The sequence below is a fragment of the Salmonella sp. SG203 genome (assembly GCF_013350575.1).
GTDB classification, from domain to species: domain Bacteria; phylum Pseudomonadota; class Gammaproteobacteria; order Enterobacterales; family Enterobacteriaceae; genus Salmonella; species Salmonella enterica.
The window spans coordinates 138,440-157,903 of the sequence record NZ_SNMT01000008.1 but is presented as its reverse complement, the minus strand read 5'-3'; the positions used below and the strand labels follow the sequence as shown (position 1 = coordinate 157,903).

Sequence of the window (19,464 nt, the reverse complement as noted above, 5' to 3'; positions counted from 1 at the left end):
ATGGCAGCAGGAGAACCACGATGACAACGCCTATCGATATTGAACAGGTAATTGAGGAATTATTTCGCACCTGCACCCAGGTATCACTCTCTGCTGTGACAGACGATGACAATTTAATTGCCCTTGGGATTGATTCACTTAGCATGATGCGAATGGCCGCACGCTTGAGAAAGCAAGGGTTGCCAATCAGTTTCGCTCAGTTGATATCAGCACCACAACTGGGCTGCTGGCGAGCGCTGATCTCCAGCCAACAAAAAGTTGTACCAGCACCTGTAAACACACCGGAGATTCTCCCGGATAATGCGCCGTTTGATCTTGCTTTGATGCAACATGCTTACTGGATTGGCCGACGTCCAGATCAACCACTGGGAGGAGTGAATGCCCATTTTTATCATGAATTTGATGGTAAGGCATTGGATCCAGTCCGGCTTGAACAGGCAGTACGTCATCTGATGATCCGCCACCCGATGCTGCGTGTACGTGTTGATGAGGAGGGGGTGCAGTGCATAGAGGAATTGAACTGGCCGGGAATTGTTTGCTTAGATTTGCGTACAACTGATGAGACTGAGCGGAAACGCATATTGGCTGCGCGGCGTGAGCAGTTTTCCTGTCGCCGTATGGACGTCAGCAATGGTGAAGTGTTTGATGTGCAACTTACCTTGCTTCCCAATAACCGTAGCCGGCTGCACCTGAATCTCGATATGATTGCAGCCGATGCTATGAGTCTCCGAATTTTACTGGATGATTTGGCTAATATTTACCATGCACGCGAAAAAGCGTTGCCTTCTCTCAGTTGGCGATTTGCTGATTATATCCATGCCCGTAAGAAGCAAGTCGCGCAAAATCCTCCCCTGATAGCACGTGACTATTGGCAAAAACGGTTACCGTTTCTACCAGAGTCCCCACAATTGCCGATACAGATTAATGTCGGCATGGATAATAGTTCAGTTTCCCGTCGCCATTATATCTTTAGTCGTGAGGCACGAAAGGCGTTTGATCGACAGGCGCGGCAGCACATGCTTACACCAGCAATGGTGTTTGCAGCAACATATGCTGAAGTGTTAACGGCATGGAGTACAGCTCCTGATTTTTTGTTAAATATGCCTCTGTTCAACCGCCAGCCGTTGCACAATCAGGTTGATTTGCTGGTAGGTGATTTCACGTCCTCAATTTTACTGACATGGGAGGGAAGTAAAGCGGGATCTTTCGTGGAGCGTGCCCACCGTTTACAAACACGTTTTCACCAGGATGTAGCAGCGGCAGACTATTCCGGCGTGGAGGTTTTGCGAGACCTTTCCCGTGATCGCGGTCATCCCGTCTATGCTCCGGTCGTGTTCACCAGTGCGTTAGGACTGGGCGAACTGTTCAGTGAAGCTGTGCGGGATACTTTCGGTGAACCTGTGTGGATTGTGTCACAAGGGCCACAGGTTTGGCTGGATGTGCAATTAACCGAATTTAATGGCGGTTACATGCTTAACTGGGATGCGCGCGAAGCGGCATTCCCGGCGGGGATGCTTGATGCCATGTTCGACGCTTGTATTCGTTATCTCACAGACCTCGTCGGAGGAAAACTCTGGGATCAGCCAGTGCCAGCTATGCTCAGCGTTACCAGTGAAGCTATCAGACAACAGGTTAACTCTACTGGTCATGAGATAATACCGCAACCTCTGCATCATGATTTTTTCAGACAGGCGGTAACACAGCCTGATGCGACAGCACTGCTTTATCATCAACAGATCATTACTTATGGTGAATTGGCAGAACGGTCGCTGAAACTGGCGGCGCTGCTGGTTGAGAATGGTGTCAGGCATGGCGAACCAGTGGCGATTACTTTAGAGAAGGGACCACAACAGATCATCGCTGTACTTGCCGTACTGGCCGCAGGCGCGGTATGGCTCCCTGTGGGAGTGCATCAACCTGTAGCTCGTCGAGATCGGATCATGCGCAGTGGTTGCGTCCGTTGGGCCATCGCACAGCAACCGTTTGAGGGTAACCAGGCTGTTACCGTGATGTTTCCAGACGAAGCGGATAATTTCTTACCAATACATCCATGTGTTACTCAGTCTCCAGGCGATCTCGCATACATCATTTATACCTCTGGTTCCACTGGTGAACCGAAGGGCGTCGAGATAGCTCATGGAGCTGCTCATAATACCATCGCAGATATTAATCAGCGAAGTGGAATTTGTGCAGATGACCGTTTGCTGGCGGTGTCGGCACTCGATTTCGATCTGTCGGTCTATGACATATTCGGCCCACTTTCTGTCGGTGCAGCGCTGGTGTTGATTGATGAAGATGAACGTCGAGATGCAGCGTGTTGGCTTGATAATATTCGGCAGCACCATATCACCTTTTGGAACTCAGTTCCTGTTCTGTTGGAAATGTTGCTTGCCGGAAGAATTGACACCACTCCGTTACCTCTGCGTTGCGTCATGCTTTCCGGAGACTGGATCCCCCTCGAACTTCCTGTGCGACTTCGTTCCGCCGCCCCCACAAGTCGTTTACTGGCGATGGGGGGGGCAACGGAAGCAGCTATCTGGTCGAATCTTTTTGAAGTAGAGGAAGTAGATCCTGATTGGCGCTCCATCCCCTATGGCAGGCCATTAACTAACCAACGCTATCGGGTTGTTGATGCCCTCGGGCGCGACTGTCCTGACTGGGTCGCAGGTGAACTGTGGATAGGTGGACAGGGTGTGGCATTGGGTTACCGGCAGGATGAAGAAAAAACGGCAGCCAGATTTGTGTATGCGCAGGGTGAACGTTGGTATCGCACAGGTGATGCCGGGCGTTACTGGCCTGATGGGACTCTTGAATTTCTGGGGCGTATGGATTATCAAGTCAAGGTACGTGGTCACCGCATCGAACTCGGTGAAGTGGAAACCGCGATAAAACAGTTGCCGGGTATACAGCAGAGTGTCGCGCTGGTTTCGCAAAGTGGCAAGTTGCTGGCGGCTGCTGTGGGAGAACCTCTGACTGAAGATGAGTGGAAAGGCCGTCTTGCTAAATTACTGGCTCGCGAGATGTTGCCGGAGCAAATCATCTGGTTAGATACATTACCTCTCAGTAGCAATGGAAAAGTTGATCGCAAGGTATTACTGCAGTGGGCAGAAGAACGGCTGAAACCCCAACAGGCCAATGAGCCAGAGCGTTTGGGTGCTCATCAAACACAAATTGCCGATGTATGGCGCAAAGTGTTGAGTCTGGAAACGCTCAACATGCAGGATAACTTCTTCAATCTTGGCGGTGATTCGCTTCAGGCCACCCGGGTCATAGCTGAATTACATCAGGCGGGTTTTAAAGATGCCTCACTGGCATTGCTGTTCGCCTCACCACAGTTTGACGCCTTCTGTTCGGGCTTAGCTGCATCAACAGGCAATGCTGTTGATATTCAGGCATGGCAGGCCGCTCCTGAAAAGAGGTACGAGCCCTTCGCGATGACGGATGTACAGCAGGCATATTGTATCGGCCGACGACCGCAATTCACACTCGGCGGAATCGGTTGCCACTTTTACCGCGAATATACACTGGAAGATCTGAACCATGAACGTCTTGAGCAGGCGTTGAACCAGTTGATCGGACGTCATGATATGTTGCGTGCGGTCTTTGATGATGACAATCAGCAGCGGGTTCTGACAGAAGTACCATGGTTGAAAATTCCGGTGCTGGCCGAAGGGCCGGGGGCGTTTGCGAAATTGCGAGCCTGCTGCTCACATCAGGTGTTTGATCCCCGACAATGGCCGCTTTTAAACCTGTCGCTGGCACAAGAGAGCGGTGTGTGGCGACTGGGGGTGGGAATAGACAATCTGGTGGCGGATGCACTTAGCGTTATGATCATTTACGATGAGCTGAATGCGTTGTATAACCATCCTTCGCGTGGTCTTCCGCCGCTGACGGCGACATTCCGAGACTATCTGCATAACCACAATATCAATGATGGCGCTTATGAGCGAGCCTGGCAGTGGTGGCAGGAAATAATGCCGACATTGCCTCCTCCTCCTAACCTTCCAATTGCTGTCGATCCGGCTACCTTAAAGGAGGTGAAATTTACGCGACGACAGAAGATGTTGGATAGCGCAGTGTGGCAGCCGCTTTTAGCACAATGCCAACAACACGGCTATACCCCATCAGCGCTGTTGCTGGCAGCATTTAGCCATACGCTGGGTCGTTGGTGCGACAACCAGGCATTTACACTCAATCTTACCTTATTTGATCGTGAAAACCTTCATGAGGATATTCCGCATCTGGTCGGTGACTTTACGTCACTGGTTCTGGTGCCGTGGTTACCGGAAGAACAAGAAGGTTGGCACGCTAGTGTGAAACGCACCCAGCAAGCGCTTTGGCAGGCGTTGGATCATAAGGAAGTTAGTGGCATCAAGGTATTACGCGAACTCGCGCGGCTTAACCATCAGCCCGATATGACCATGCCGATAGTTTTCACCAGCGCTCTGGGATTAAATGTGGAGACCAGTAGAGACAACAATCTGTTTGACAACTTCTGTTGGGGAATTTCACAAACACCACAAGTATGGCTGGATTTTCAGATAACAGGGAATGACAACGAGGTCAATCTGACCTGGGATGCCGTGGAAGCGCTTTTCCCCTCAGGTGTACTGGATAATATGTTTGAAGAATTTTGTCAGTTACTGACAGACCTGCCGCAATACGATGGTGAAAAGTCTCTGCAAGATCCGTTGCCGGTTATGCAGCAACTCTGTCGAGATCGGGTTAATGCTACATCAGCTACCATTGAGCCCGTGTTGTTGCACGATGCCTTCTTCCTTCAGGCATCAGAGCAACCCGAACGCACGGCGTTGTGGTGGCAGGGGAAAAGCATTGGCTATGGCGTACTGGCGCAACAGGCTAAGCAGATTGCCGCACTGTTGTTGGCGCACGGCGTACAACCACAAGATCTGGTGGCAATAACTATACCGGAAGGGCCCGAACAGATTACCGCCGTATTGGGCGTGTTAGCCGCGGGGGCCTGTTGGATCTGGGCAGACCGTGAATACCCCGCAGCTCAACAGGCTGGAATGTACCGTAATATGAGCATCCGTTGGCTGCTGATGGATAACGGATCGTTACAGATTGTGGATCCTGAATTGCAAATTTTGCACATTGAGGATGCTACAGATTATGCGCCATTGTCCGAACTCGTACCTATTGAGGATAAGTACCCGGCCTGCGTTATCCTGACCTCCAGTGCTGATGGAGACCAAAAAGGAGTGGTGCTCAGCCACGGTGCAATTGTGAATACCTTACATGGGGTCAATCAGTATGCAGAAATGACCCCTAATGATTGTCTGTTGGCGCTCTCGTCGGCAGGTACTGCACTGAGGCTCTATGATCTCTTTTCGGCGCTTTCATCAGGCGCGTCACTGGTATTACTGACACGTACAGAACAGAGTGATGCTGAAAACAGTTGGTTACAGGTTCAGCAACACCGTGTCTCGTTGTGGAATTCTGACTGGCTTTATCTTGAGAGAATGTTAAGCGCTGTACCTGAGGGAATAACCTTACCCAGTCTGCGCAAAGTGCTTGTATCAGGCGATAATGTTCCACTCTTATTGTTCGAAAAATTGCATACAGTGGTACCGGATAGCTCGTTGCTGGTGCTGCGAGAGTCAACCGGTACTGCTATCTGGTCAAACATCTTTATCGCGAACGACACAAATTATGATGGGAATATTTTTCCTGCGGGCTACCCGCTGGTTAATCAGTATTGTCGTGTCGTTGATGCTTTTGGTCGTGACTGTCCTGACTATGTAAGCGGTGAATTGTGGGTTGCCGGAATGAGCCTGGCCATTGGTTACCAAGGGGAGCCAAATACGACATCAGAGGCTTTCGTATGGTACCGGGGGATACGCTGGTATCGCACGGGCGACAGTGTTTACTACCAGCCTGATGGCGTGTTGATCTCGTCCGGACGTATTAAACAGTATGTTTTACTCCATGGCAGGAACATTGATACAGGTGAAATTGAAACAGTACTGCAGACTTTGCCGGGTATTGGCAAAGCCTGGGTGACGGTGATTGATGAAGGGGAAAGAGCCCGTCTGGTTGCAGCAGTATCACCGAATAATATCGTCGTAAACCATCCTGTTTCCTACCATGACATTCCGATAGTGCGCCGTGATATTGAGGATGATGAGTTTGAAGCTCAGGGGGTTGAGCGCGCTATGCTGGCGATATTGCGATTGAGCCGGAGTGATGGCGGTCAGATGTTACACTGCGCCACTCCGGTCGCGGCAGCATGGCAACCATTATTCGCGCGTTGGCTAGATATTCTTCAGGTGCGTCAACTGGTCGTGCAACACCAGGACTATCTCTTGGCAGGCAATCGTTTTGACGTCGTGTCGGCACTAGTGGATGCGTGTAATCCGGCGATGAACAGCTACCAACAGGCGTTGACGCAGGTGTTCACGGCACTACGTCAACAGTACGACGTTTATCGAGCCATATTGCAAGATCAGCAAGAGCCGCTTTTGTTACTGGAACATCCTGTGCTCTCGCCTGAGAGCCTGTTGATACAGGACGGCCATTTCCGGACGCTGGTGACGCAATGGGCATCCTCATTGAACGCCCATGCCGGTAGTCTTGATCATCCACTACGAGTAGTCGAACTGGGGGGACGTAGTGGTCAACTGGCGTCATTTTTGCTACCCCTGCTTTCCCCAGATGTCCGCTATACGATGCTGGATACATCTCCCACTTTGGTTAACATAGCGCAACAGCGCCTGGCGGGTGACGCCAGATTTTCTGCAGAGACTTGCAGTAATGACTGGCTGCCTGAAACGTTGCGTTATCAGTTTGATGTAGTGCTTTGCGCTAATTCACTGCATCGCTTTGATGATCATGTTCAGGGAATTGCGCTGGCCTGCCAACTGGCTGTACGCGGTGGATGTCTCTGGCTGGTTGAAAGTAGTGAATTAACGCCGCTGGCGTTAATGACGGCGGTCGTACTCGAACGTGGTTATACCAGGCATGATGCACAATGCGGTTCTCCACTACTGTCGATGCCAGGCTGGTGCCACCTGTTACAACAGGCAGGGCTTGAAATCATTCGGGCTCAGCAGTTGACCGGTAGTCCGTTGTTCTTGCTGGAGGGGCGTCGTTTAGATCAGGCTTTTGAGCCCGACAGTACACAGATACGTAGACAGCTATCCACTAAGCTCCCTGCGTATATGATCCCGGAACAGATTGAAGTGGTACCACAATTACCTGCGAATAAGAAAGACGGAAGGAAAAAGTGGTTTTTGACACGGTTATTTTTACGACCAGAACACCACATAGGCGGCGAGGAGCCTCAAGGTAAAACGGAGAATGCCATCGCGGCTGTCTGGCGCGAACTGCTGTCTCTGGAAAATATCCATCGTGAACAGGGTTTCTTTGAGTTAGGTGGAGACAGCCTTATGGCAACTCGTTTCCTGGCATGGATTACGCAGACTCTGGGAGTTACTTTGCCCATGCGCGAGTTGTTCAGCACGTCTCAATTGTATTTACTGGCACAACGTATCGATCAATTGATCGCGGACCAGGCACAACGCGAGGAGGGAGCGCTGTGATTGGTATCCTTGGAATGCAAAGCAGTATGGGGCGACAGGTTGTCAGGTTGCTAACTCAGTGGGGGGGCTCCCCTGTTCGTGGTGGCAGCCGCAGGATGCCCCCCGCCGACCTGCCTTCCTGTGTGAGCTGGCAAACGGTAGATATTGCCGATCCTGATTCGTTACAACGATTTGTTGCGGGTTGTGAACTGGTCATCAACTGTGCTGGGCCTTCACATATAACTACGCCACGTGTTTTGTCAGCGGCGTTGCGTGCATCTGCGCACCTGATTGATGCCGGAGGGGCATCCTGTAAGAACCTGAATATGCCTCAGTGGAGAGAGAACATTGTGTTGTTGGATGCTGGTGCTGTGCCTGGGTTGTCAGGCTGGTTGCCTCGCTGGCTGGCGCAGGACTTTTCCCGTGTAGATAGCCTGCAAGTCTGGCAGGGTATCCTGGATCGTTTCACACCTTCAGGCGCGGAAGATTTTCTCGCGGGTGTGCCAATCGGTAGGTACCAGCGATCCGCAGACCCTTTGGCACAGCAGAGCTTGCCATTTTTCCCCCGCCCGGTACAGGTGATGCCCTGGCAAGATAATGAGACACAGTGGGTTTCAAATTCTCTGGGTGTGGGTAATAGCAGATGGTTCAGTGTGAGTGATGGCCAGGCCTTACCTGCTGTGATGAGAGAATTAGCCTTTATGACATCTTCGCAGGCCTGCACGGCTCTGGTTAACGCTTCCGCGCAGGACGTCCAGAGTTTCAGACCTTACGTGCGGTATCTATTGGAAGTGACTGGTGAGCAAGCTGGGGGGAATCAGACAGAAAGCGCGCTAATTCAGGGGGAAGGTGTTGCACAGGTTTGCGGCACATTTATTGCGACGTTGGCTGCTGGGGTGATAACCAGTCCCGACAGTTTCTGCCGCCACAACTTCCATGCTGCACAAGTTCCCCTGTTACCGCAATTGATCAGGCATCTGTTTTCGCCTGACAGTGGTGTACGTTATCAGCGCTTCCCTGTCAGTGTGGCGCAACTGATGGAAACGGAAGGAGGTAGTCTGTGATCTGTCAACCTGTCAGGGTTTTAATTTGCGGATCTACATTTGCCCAGTTCTATATTACAGCGTTACTGGCACAGCCAACACGCTACCAACTGGTGGGCATTTTGGCTCGCGGCAGTGATCGCTCAAAGCAGTTAGCAAAGCGTCACCAACTACCATTATTCCGCGCAGTGGCAGATATTCCTTCTGATATTGACCTTGCCTGCGTGGTACTACGGGCCGGAGTTTTAGGTGGTAATGGAACTACGCTGACAAAACAATTGCTTGCACTTGGTATCTCCGTGCTTCAGGAGCAACCATTACATCAACAGGAAGTGACAGAATGTCTGCGCTGTGCGCGGCAGCATGGTGTGCGTTTTCATGTAGTGGATCACTATTTGCAACTCGATAACGTACGCCGTTTTGTTAGCGCTGCCCGTAGCGTCCTGAATGAACAACCGGGACAGTGGATTGATGCTGCATGTGCCAATCAGGTGCTGTTTCCGTTGTTGCATATGCTTGGCGAAATCTCTCCTCCTTCTGCGGCCTGGCGGGTTAGCTGTATCAGCAAGGATCCTGCCCAGCCACTACAAATCCTTCAGGGGTATCTGGGTAATGTTCCTCTAACGTTGCGCGTCTGGAATCAGGTGGATCCTGATGACCCGGATAATCATTTGCCACTTTTGCAACAACTCACTTTAGGTGTTGCGGGGGGGACATTAATGTTGCAGGACACGCATGGCGAACTGGGATGGTTACCACGATTGTACATCCCAAAAGAGGTACGACAGGCGTTTGATTTTGGTGCTCCTGCCGCAATGTCTCTGATAGAGGACTCGGTGCTCAACCTTTCGGCACCGACAATCTCTATTCGCGATCAGCTAATGCAGCACTGGCCAGCGGCTATAGCCCGTGAAGTCGGGCATTTTCTGATGTTGGCCGACGATGAAACGGTCTCCAGACAGCGCAGTCAGCAATTGTTGCTGAGCTGTCAACGTTGGCAACAGGCCACCACGGCGCTAGGTTATCCCATGATTAAATCCGGACAGCATTATCACTATCTACCGCTGACCGTACTGAAAACGGCTGTGGAAAGCGTGAATATTGAACCGACACTAACTGTAACCCCGCAGTCGTTACCCGCTGAATTACTTGTTGCAGTAGAGGTCGCCCGTCCTATTACCCAGGCAATTACGTTGTCGCAAACGCAACAATTCGTGCGTCAACTTGATCATGCAGTGCTGCTTTCTATGTTGCGTGCGTTGCAATCCGCTGGAGGACTGGACGGGACTAGGCGGTCGCTGGATACGCCCGCGTTGTTGGCTGGTCTGGGAGTTGCGTCCCGGCATCAGGAACTAATCGCCCGCTGGGTGGAAATTCTCTATCAACGGCGTTACCTCAGTGTAGAAGGTGGGCGATGGCGTTGCCTGACTCGAGTACAGGAAGCTGACTGGCAGGAATGCTGGAGGCTTGCTTCGGAAAGCTGGCTGGGTCTGGGAGCGGAGAGTTTCATTCATTACCTGCGTAGTAATGCGGAACGGTTGTTACCGTTGATGCGCGATGAACAGCAAGCGATTAGCTCGCTGCTCCCAAAGGGAAGTATGGCAATCACAGATACCATATATTGTGAAAATATTATTTCCCGTTACATGAATACGCTGATTGCCAGCCTGGTATGCCAGCGGGCTCATAACCAGCAAGGGCTTCGTGTGCTGGAAGTAGGTGCCGGCAACGGTGTAACGACGGACGTTGTACTCGCTCAGTGCCACGCTGAGGATGTACAGGTGAATTACCATTTTAGCGATTTGTCTACATTCTTCATTGAGAAAGCTCGTGAGCGTTATTGTCATCACGCGATGCAATTCTCTCTTGTGGACATCAATTGTTCATTTGCGGAACAGGGTATACCTGCGGCGAGTCATGACGTGGTGATTTGTTCAGGAGTGCTGAACAGTGTAAAGGAAACCCTGAGAGTGTTGCGTGAACTGCGTGGGTTATTGGTTCCCGGCGGCTGGTTGTTGTTTAGTGGAGCGACGCGTGAGCACTACGAGTTCCTCACATCACAAGCTTTCATTATGCCTGAGCCTCGTGATGATCGACAGCGTACGCGTGAGCGTTTCTTCTCGATCGTCCAATGGCGGGATGCTCTGTGGCGCGCCGGTTTCGGATCTGTATGGGTTTTGCCAGAGGAAGACCATCCGTTGACACCGCTTGGGCAACGACTGTTTGTTGCTGCTATCCCTGATTCGTCTCATTCTCCCCAGGATTAAGGAAAATAGTATGATCGATCAAAAAGTTGCCGCTGCATTGTTTGAGAAGCTTTCCACCCTGGGTGTACAAATATGGCAGGAACAGGGAAGGCTAAATTACAGCGCACCAAGAGGCGTCGTCACTCCAGAATTATTAAGTGAGATGAAAGAGCATAAGATCGCGTTAATTGCGCTGCTTCAGGATCAACAAGCAGAGCCGCTGTTTCAGTCTTGTCCCAATGAGCGCTACGAACCGTTTCCACTTACCGATGTTCAGTCTGCTTATCTGTTGGGACGACACGACGGGTTTGGTTATGGAGGGGTGGCTTGTCATCTTTACCTTGTGCTTCGTTATCCGGATCTGGATGTATATCGAGTGGCGGAGGTGTGGAAAACACTGATCACGCGGCATGATATGTTGCGTATGATTATCGACAATGGTGGAAAACAGCGTGTATTGGCGGAAGTACCAGATGTGGTGGTGACGTGCTATTCGCCAGACATTGATGTCAAAGAAATCATGGGGCATCGGGTATATCAGACTGACCGTTGGCCGCTTTTCGACCTCGCGGTATCGCAGAACACGCAGGGCGCGTATCTCCATTTATCGCTTGATTTCCTGATTGCTGACTGGGCCAGCGTGCGGTTGTTGCTGAGCGAATTTGAGCAACAATATTTTACGCCGGAGCAAGTGCTACCTTCAGTAACAATCTCGTTCCGCGACTATGTACTGGCTGAGTACCGTCTGCGGGAACGGGCCGAATGGTTACGAGATCGGAATTGGTGGCGCGATCGTCTGGCGAATCTTCCTTCAGCACCAGATTTACCAGTCTTAATGGTGTCAAAGGCTACCGCATCGGTAAAATTCAGTCGGACAGAAATGCAACTGAATGTCGCCCAATGGCGATCGCTCAAGCAAACGGCAGCGCGTCATAATTTGACCCCAACCGTTGTTGTTATGACTGTCTGGGCACGTACACTGGAACGCTGGAGTCAACAAAGTGACTTTACTCTCAATCTCACCATTCTGAACCGATTGCCGCTTCATCCTGAGATCAACAAAATTGTAGGTGATTTTACCTCGGTCAGTTTGCTGGCAGTCAGTCTTACGGATACAAAGAGTTTTATTCGTCAGGCCGAGGAATTGAGCCAACAACTGTTCAGTGATTTGGACCACCGTCTCTACTCTGGTGTTGAGGTAATACGGGATCTGGCACGTGAGCGGGGGCGTGAAGGTGCGTTGATGCCATATGTATTTACCAGCGCAATAGGCGTGGAAAGTAACCTCGGTAGTGCATCATTACGTGGTGAGATCGTTCCTGATGGTATAACTCAAACACCACAGGTATTTATTGACTGCCAGGCGATGGATGATGCACATGGTCTGCGAGTGAACTGGGACGTACGGGAAGGGATTTTTCCCCCAGGGATGATTCCTGCGATGATGGAGTGTTTTACACAGCAACTCACCGAACTGGCAACTGATGCAGATAGCTGGCAACGGGCCCAGTCCCTGGCGTTACCGCCAGAACAAATAGTTCTGTTGGATCGGGTCAACCGTACATCGGCAGATATTGAACCAACACTATTGTGGCAACCTGTCGCGGCACGAGTCGTAGAACAACCAGAGACAGTTGCTATCATTGATGCCCTGGGTGAACAGTCTTACGGTGAATTATGGCAACGGGCATGTTCTGTCGCGGCAACGTTACTTCGTCGGGGGTGTGAACCAGGCGAAAAAGTGGCGGTTATACTGGAAAAAGGGCGCGGACAAGTGGAAGCTGTACTGGGCATACTGCTCTGTGGTGCGGTCTATTTGCCTGTAGCAACCACCCTGCCAGCAACACGCCGTAATACTTTGCTTCATGCTGCAGAAGTTCGCTGGTTATTATGTTGTGAATCGCCGGAGGGACTACCTGCTAGTGTTACAACAATCAATATCAATACGGTTGTCCCGGCCAGTTTCACACCAGTGATACGTTCGGTACAAGAAGCTGCATACGTTATCTTTACTTCCGGGTCTACCGGAACGCCTAAAGGCGTGATGGTATCTCACCGTGCAGCAAGCAATACGATTCAGGACATTAATAGGCGGTTCTGCGTGGGATGCCAGGATCGTGTGCTGGCGCTGTCTCAACTTAGTTTTGATCTGTCGGTATACGATATTTTTGGTCTGCTCTCTGTGGGGGGAAGTCTGGTTTTTCCCGAACTTCCACGCCAGACCGATCCCTCGCATTGGGCTGAACTTCTCTCTGTACATCAAATAACGATCTGGAATAGCGCCCCTGCATTGATGCAAATGCTGGAATGCTACCTTACAGTTGAAAGACAGCCACTGACAGCTTCCTTGAGACTCGCATTACTATCAGGTGACTGGGTGCCACTTACATTGCCTGATGCCTTGCGGGTAAAAAGGCCGGAGTTACAGGTGGTGGCATTGGGCGGTGCTACTGAAGCAGCGATCTGGTCGAATTTTCATATCTGTCGTCAGCGCAAACCGGAGTGGCGCTCAGTGCCTTATGGGCTCCCGCTCAGTAATCAGCATTTTTATGTATTGGATCGTCACCTGCGGCCCTGCCCGATTGATGTTCCCGGCGAACTGTACATAGGTGGCGCAGGATTGGCTGAGGGGTATCTGAATGATAAAGCTACAACCGCGGAACGTTTTATCATTCATGCCGATAGTGGAGAACGTCTCTACCGAACTGGCGATAAAGGGCGCTGGCGTGCAGAGGGGGAAATGGAGTTTCTTGGCCGTACCGATAATCAGGTGAAAGTAAACGGTCACCGTATCGAAACGGGTGAAATTGAATATACCCTACGTCAACATCCTGCGGTAACAGAGGCGACCGTTTTTATTCGTCAGCGGGCAGGGGGAAGTACGTTGTTGGCGGCTGTCGTGCTGAAATCAGATTTGCAGGTTACCGGTCATCAATTGCGTCATTGGCTGAGTGAACGGCTTCCTGGTTATATGGTGCCTGCAATGCTGCTGACGTTGGCTGCGTTACCCCTGACTACAAACGGTAAAGTTGATATCCAGGCGCTGGATATGCGCTGTCAGTCTGAAAACCAGTCGGTCTCGTCATCGGATAGTGCGTTACGGCAACAGCTCAGTGCGTTGTGGTGTCAGGCGCTTGGTGTTGAAACGCTCTCTCCCACGGATAACTTCTACCAGATGGGTGTGGACTCGTTGATTATGGCTTCGATGGCAGGCAAGTTGCGTGAGCAGGTAGCGGAAGCCAAATCAGTGCCGTTTGATCGACTGCTGCGACAGTTATTAAACCAGCCGGAAATCGCTGCGCTGGAGGAGTTCCTCCTTCACGAAGCGGCTCATGCTTCTCCGGTACCACCTCCTGAAATATTAAACGCGGAGCCAACACCGACCAACAGCCAGACTAACGGTGCATTGTGGGTACTTGTGGGTGAGTTTCCGTCTGTACTGAAAGAAACGTTGGAGGCGGTTCCTTCATCCACTGTACTGGTGCTGAGTGACATCATTGAGCCCGAGGACTATACAGCACAGTGTGAGGTGTTGCTGGGCAGGAGCTCGACAGCCATTCAGCTTGTTGGTTTTCGGAACGTGGCTCCTTTACTGGCTCTGGCTCAGGTTCTGGAACTGGCAGGACAAGCCAGTGTGTCAATGCTAATTATCGCCCCAGTGACGGTTGGTGCTGATATGGAAGGGATTTTTATGGGGGATGTCCAGTTACTGATACCGGAGGGAGAAGAAGAAGGGGATTCAGGCTGGCGCGATCGATGCCTGGGGAAAATTGAGTCAATTTCTCTGCCAGCCTGTAACAGTCCAGAGTTCAACTCATCTTTTGCCAGGCAATTGCGGAGTTTATCGGTGGCATTAAATGAAAGACGTTGAGCAAATATCGCTTTCTCATTGGGCGTTGGGTGGCATTGGTTTGTATGGTCGTTACCCTGTCCGTGTCTTCGTCTGTTGTTTTCAGACTATTCTGTCGATGCGAGGTCATGACCGAGTTTAATACCAAAAAGTAATGATTTATTCAATTAGATGGAACCTTATCGTAAATCACATTTTTTCGGACTAAAAATTTTAGGAGAAAAAGTATATGGATTATTCTTGGTTTCAATTCTTTCCAGGGATGACGGAATCAAAAATGCAGCTGTTTTGTTTTCCGCATGCTGGAGGGGATGCATCTCTTTTTCATCCCTGGGTTGAATTTATGCCATCTGATATTTCTATTTATTTTTGCTGTTTTAATAAACGGTTGGACCGCTTTCAACAAATTATTCCGAAGAATTTTTCCTCAATTATCCACGAACTGGCAGATGAAATGGGGGCAGTCATTAACCGTCCGTGGGCTATTTTTGGTCACAGTATGGGGGGGGCTGTTGCACATGAATTAGTACTGGAACTATTTCGAAGGGGAGTACCTCAGCCTAGTTTACTTGCTATATCTGGGTGCGGGGCACCTCAATTTCATAAGATGGGTACGTTACATCAGCTGAGTGATGAAGAACTATGCCAGGAACTCATTCGGCTTGATGAAAGTAATGCGAATATTCTTTCCCACCCTGAGATTCGTAAGCTTATATTGCCTGCAATACGTGCAGATTATCGTTTGATTGAAAATTATCGTTCGATACCAACTGATATTTTAAGTTGCCCACTGGCTGTATTTTGGGGAACGGAAGACTGGGAGTTAACTGAGGAAGCTGTGAGTGGGTGGAAAGTCTGGAGTAAGGGGGAGGTCCATCAACGAAGTTTCAGTGGCGGGCATTTTTACCTTAATCATCATCGTGAAGCTGTTGTAAGTACATTATGTGAATTGCTACTTTCTAAAATTAATCGAGTGCTATAAAGGAGAACTATCATTGCTATCTCACAAATTGACCTGTTAAAAGGTAAAGACACAATGGATTCAATTGTACATACGGGAAGTCTTAACCTTCTGTTATCTGTAGATGATGATGAAGTCTTTTCATATTTAAGTGAAAGATATTTAGGGCGCGGCGGAGCATATATATCACTACTAAGGCATAAGCTTTTTTTAAAACAAATTGTTATTAATTTCACAGATGCTCAGGGAGACTTTCATGAAAGGGTTTGAAAAAATTGAAGAATTAGTTTCACTGTCTCCTAAAGTAAAATATCAAATCCGTTTTGGGATGTACCTTGGAGCAGTTGCTGGCGTTTTAACTGTTATGGGGTTAAGTTGCTGTGCGTTCGCTGTTACTGAGATAATAAATTCATCGATAAATACTGCTTTTTGGATATGGTTAATAGTTGGAGGGATTGGTCTTATTTTCGGATATTTAGCGAGAAACAGGGCTGACCTTATTACGCATGAAGCATCTTTTGATTTGGAGGTTACTTTACGTCAGCATCTTGCTGATGTACTGGCTAAATTACCGTTAGGTGACGTTCAAATTTTAGGCGCTGGGCGTATAAAAAAAATAATGCATGATGACGTAAAAGGATTACATGCAGCAGTTGCAGATGCTTCTCCTTTCGTTGGAGTGGGGGTGAGCCAGCCTCTGGCAGCATTATTGATATTATTATTCGTTCAGTGGAAACTTTTTTTATTGGTGTGTTTGATGTTTCCATTTATTTGGTTATGTATGGCATGGATGACTCGAGATCATAAAGAGCAAAGACAACGATACAATCAGGCAAATGAACAAATAAATGCAGCGGTTATAGAATTCGTTCAAGGTATGCCGGTTGTAAGAACATTTGACAGTGAACGAGTTGCCTTTCGTCGCTTTACTCAGAAAGTAGATGCATTTACTGAGGCATTAGAAAAATGGATTGGTTCGACTAAGAATGCCAGCAAAGCTAACAGTATAGTGATTAGTCCATTACCAACACTTTTGATTATTATATTGTGTTCTCCCGCTATGTTGAGTGTTGGTTGGATTTCACTCCGGGATCTGGTATTAGGATTAATGGTTGGTACTATGCCTGTTCAGGCGATAAGGCCACTAATGTATCTCTCTAATATGCTCAATGATGCAAGAGCAGCAGCTCATCGGATATGCGATATCCTCGCCATGACACCATTAGCTGAGCCTGTGTATCCACAGAATCCAGTTGATGGAGATATTGAGTTTGAAAACGTTTCATTTTCATATGTTACAGATAGTAATACAACTCAGGCACTAAAGTTAATTAATCTAAAGATACCATCTAAAAATTTTTGTGCGGTAGTGGGGGCTTCAGGTTCCGGGAAATCAACTTTGGCTCGATTGATTCCTCGTTTCTGGGACGTTTCTGCTGGGATGATACGGCTTGGTGGGATAGATATACGTAATATTGACAGTCGCGCTTTGCTTCAACAAGTGGCTTTCGTGTTTCAGGAACCTTTCCTTATCTCAGGGACTATTGCAGAGAATATTCGCCTTGCACGTCCGGATGCTACCGATGATGAAATTATAGAAGCAGCCCATCGTGCGTGTGCTCATGATTTCATAAGCGCTCTTGAGCAGGGTTATGAAACAGAGGTGGGAGAACGCGGGTCTCGTCTTTCTGGAGGACAGAGGCAGCGTATTACTCTCGCGCGAGCGCTGATATCCCACGCAAAAGTTGTTATTTTAGATGAACCCACGGCATGGGTTGATCCAGAAAGTGAGGAAGCAATTCAAAAGGCAATTGATGAACTTTCTCAGGAAAGAACAATTATAATTATTGCACATCGATTAACGACAATTACGCATGCTGATCAGATAGTGGTACTTGAGAAGGGAGAAGTAATTGGAACTGGACGACATGAAGAGTTGATGATTTCTTGTGATCGTTATACAAAACTTTGGCAAAGTTATCAGGCGACACATAACTGGCATTTAATGCAGGCTCGAAAGGTGGATAATAATGAGAATATATAATCTGATGATGAAAATAGCAGGGGATCATTCCTCTGCGTTTAAACGAACAATTATTTTGACTTTGATTGCAGTGATTTTACAAACGGCTTCATGGGCTGTTCTGGTTCCTTTTTTTATAACATTAAACCAGCCGGAAATGGGGGGGGTATGGTTTTGGACTGGATTATATTCTTGTCTGGTTGTTGCGGAAGTCATTTTTAGTCTTAAAGCGATGAATTTCACATGGAATAATTGGCATAAAGTTATTGGTGAAATCCGGCTACGTTTGGGGGAGGCACTATATAGAATGCCTTTGTTGAAGTTAAGACAATGGGAGGCAGGAGATTTAGCGGAGGTTATTGGCGGCGGTGTTAATGTGGCGGCCAGATCGCTGTCATCACTGGGAACACTTTTCATTCAAATGGTAACGCTACCTTTAATGTTAATCGCTACAATGCTGATAATTGACTGGCGTAGTGGACTTGTTTTTCTGATTGCATTAGCTATTCTGTTGCCATTATTGAAGTACATCACACACCAATATCAAAAGGATACTCGTCATGTGGATCAGAGTGATGCGACAAGCGCCGCAAGGATAGTCGAGTATGTACAAGGATTATCTGTATTCCGAGCTACTGGCCAGGCAGGAAGATATTCTTCAAGGTTAAATAAAGCGTTTATAGCACAACAATCTGCACAGCATGAAGGAAAGCGATCTGTCTCAAGTGTTATTTTTTTGGGGCAGCTTATTTCACAAATGACTCTGGTATTATTTATTGCTGTTGGAGGTATTCTGGTAACGAACAATCAGATGTCAGCAATTATACTATGTAGTCTGGTTGTGATAGCAACACATATAATTGAACCATTAGGTATTATTGCTATTTTGAGTAAAGTTTTTGAGATGTCAGAATCAGCAATTGAACGAATTGATACTTTGATGGAGGTGGAGCCATTAGTACAACTTCCAACGAGACATTTGCCCAAGGATAACGGTATTAAATTTGAAAACGTTAGTTTCTGTTATAGCAAGGGGGATAACACAATACAGGATGTATCATTGATTCTAGAACCGGGTACGTTCACCGGGATAGTGGGGCCATCCGGAGGGGGGAAAACAACATTAACTCAATTAATTACCCGTATGGCAGATCCTGATGAAGGTAGAATCATGTTAGGAGATGTTGATATTCGTACTATGACATCGCAGGATCTTATAGCACAGATTTCAGTTGTTTATCAGGATGTCTGGCTTTTTAACGATACAATTCGTGAGAACATCCTGATGGGGTATCCTGGTGCCAGTGAAGCAGAACTTATCGCATCAGCTAAAGCAGCGAATATTTATGACTTTATAAATAACTTACCATCAGGTTTTGAAACTAAAGTCGGAGAACTCGGGGGAGCTCTATCGGGAGGAGAACGGCAGCGAATCTCAATTGCAAGAGCAATTCTGAAAAACGCCCCGATTATTATTCTTGATGAACCGACAGCATCACTTGACTCCGAGTCAGAATATGAAGTTCAGCGCGCTCTGGAGACTCTGGTTGAAGGAAATACAGTCATAATGGTAGCGCATAGATTGCATACTTTGATTGGGGCTGACAAAATTATTCTCATTGAAAATGGAATTATTTCTGAACAAGGTACCCATCTGCAATTATTGGATGCCCGAGGTCGTTACTATGAAATGTGGGAATCACAGATGAGGGACAATGTGGTATAGCTAATTTTAAAATAAAAGCTAATTCATTATTTTTTATAGTTCATTTTTCAATAAAAATGACTTTGAATAAAGGG

8 protein-coding genes are annotated in these 19,464 nt (G+C 48.5%); all 8 read left to right on the top strand.

Annotated elements, in window-relative coordinates:
• The first annotated feature begins 20 nt into the window (after positions 1 to 20).
• The 8 genes from HV477_RS13830 (at position 21) to HV477_RS13795 (ending at position 19,390) form a co-directional block, all read left to right on the top strand.
• A complete protein-coding gene (locus HV477_RS13830; protein ID WP_175065095.1) occupies positions 21 to 7,562 on the top strand; it encodes a non-ribosomal peptide synthetase in 7,542 nt (2,513 codons plus the stop codon).
• On the top strand, positions 7,559 to 8,605 hold the full coding sequence (locus HV477_RS13825; RefSeq protein ID WP_175065094.1) for a hypothetical protein: 1,047 nt from the start codon (positions 7,559 to 7,561) through the stop codon (positions 8,603 to 8,605). The genes HV477_RS13830 and HV477_RS13825 overlap by 4 nt, the downstream gene beginning before the upstream one ends.
• Positions 8,602 to 10,851, top strand: a complete 2,250-nt coding sequence (locus HV477_RS28900; RefSeq protein ID WP_175065093.1) for a bifunctional Gfo/Idh/MocA family oxidoreductase/class I SAM-dependent methyltransferase — start codon at positions 8,602 to 8,604, stop codon at positions 10,849 to 10,851. The genes HV477_RS13825 and HV477_RS28900 overlap by 4 nt, the downstream gene beginning before the upstream one ends.
• A 10-nt stretch (positions 10,852 to 10,861) precedes the next feature.
• On the top strand, positions 10,862 to 14,701 hold the full coding sequence (locus HV477_RS13815; protein ID WP_175065092.1) for a non-ribosomal peptide synthetase: 3,840 nt from the start codon (positions 10,862 to 10,864) through the stop codon (positions 14,699 to 14,701).
• Positions 14,702 to 14,909: 208 nt separating this feature from the next.
• The gene (locus HV477_RS13810) at positions 14,910 to 15,662 is read left to right on the top strand and encodes a thioesterase II family protein (RefSeq protein WP_175065091.1); all 753 of its coding nucleotides are present in this window, start codon (positions 14,910 to 14,912) and stop codon (positions 15,660 to 15,662) included.
• A 54-nt stretch (positions 15,663 to 15,716) separates the two neighbouring features.
• Complete coding sequence (locus HV477_RS13805; RefSeq protein ID WP_175065090.1) at positions 15,717 to 15,911, top strand: hypothetical protein; 195 nt, start codon at positions 15,717 to 15,719, stop codon at positions 15,909 to 15,911.
• Positions 15,898 to 17,685, top strand: a complete 1,788-nt coding sequence (locus HV477_RS13800; RefSeq protein ID WP_175065089.1) for an ABC transporter ATP-binding protein — start codon at positions 15,898 to 15,900, stop codon at positions 17,683 to 17,685. The genes HV477_RS13805 and HV477_RS13800 overlap by 14 nt, the downstream gene beginning before the upstream one ends.
• Positions 17,672 to 19,390, top strand: a complete 1,719-nt coding sequence (locus tag HV477_RS13795; RefSeq protein WP_175065088.1) for an ABC transporter ATP-binding protein — start codon at positions 17,672 to 17,674, stop codon at positions 19,388 to 19,390. The genes HV477_RS13800 and HV477_RS13795 overlap by 14 nt, the downstream gene beginning before the upstream one ends.
• Positions 19,391 to 19,464: the final 74 nt, after the last annotated feature.

Coding starts and splice junctions, on each gene's coding strand:
- HV477_RS13800 (WP_175065089.1), top strand. CDS start 15,898: ATGAAAGGGTTTGAAAAAATTGAAGAATTAGTTTCACTGTCTCCTAAA.
- HV477_RS13805 (WP_175065090.1), top strand. CDS start 15,717: ATGGATTCAATTGTACATACGGGAAGTCTTAACCTTCTGTTATCTGTA.
- HV477_RS13815 (WP_175065092.1), top strand. CDS start 10,862: ATGATCGATCAAAAAGTTGCCGCTGCATTGTTTGAGAAGCTTTCCACC.
- HV477_RS13810 (WP_175065091.1), top strand. CDS start 14,910: ATGGATTATTCTTGGTTTCAATTCTTTCCAGGGATGACGGAATCAAAA.
- HV477_RS13830 (WP_175065095.1), top strand. CDS start 21: ATGACAACGCCTATCGATATTGAACAGGTAATTGAGGAATTATTTCGC.
- HV477_RS13795 (WP_175065088.1), top strand. CDS start 17,672: ATGAGAATATATAATCTGATGATGAAAATAGCAGGGGATCATTCCTCT.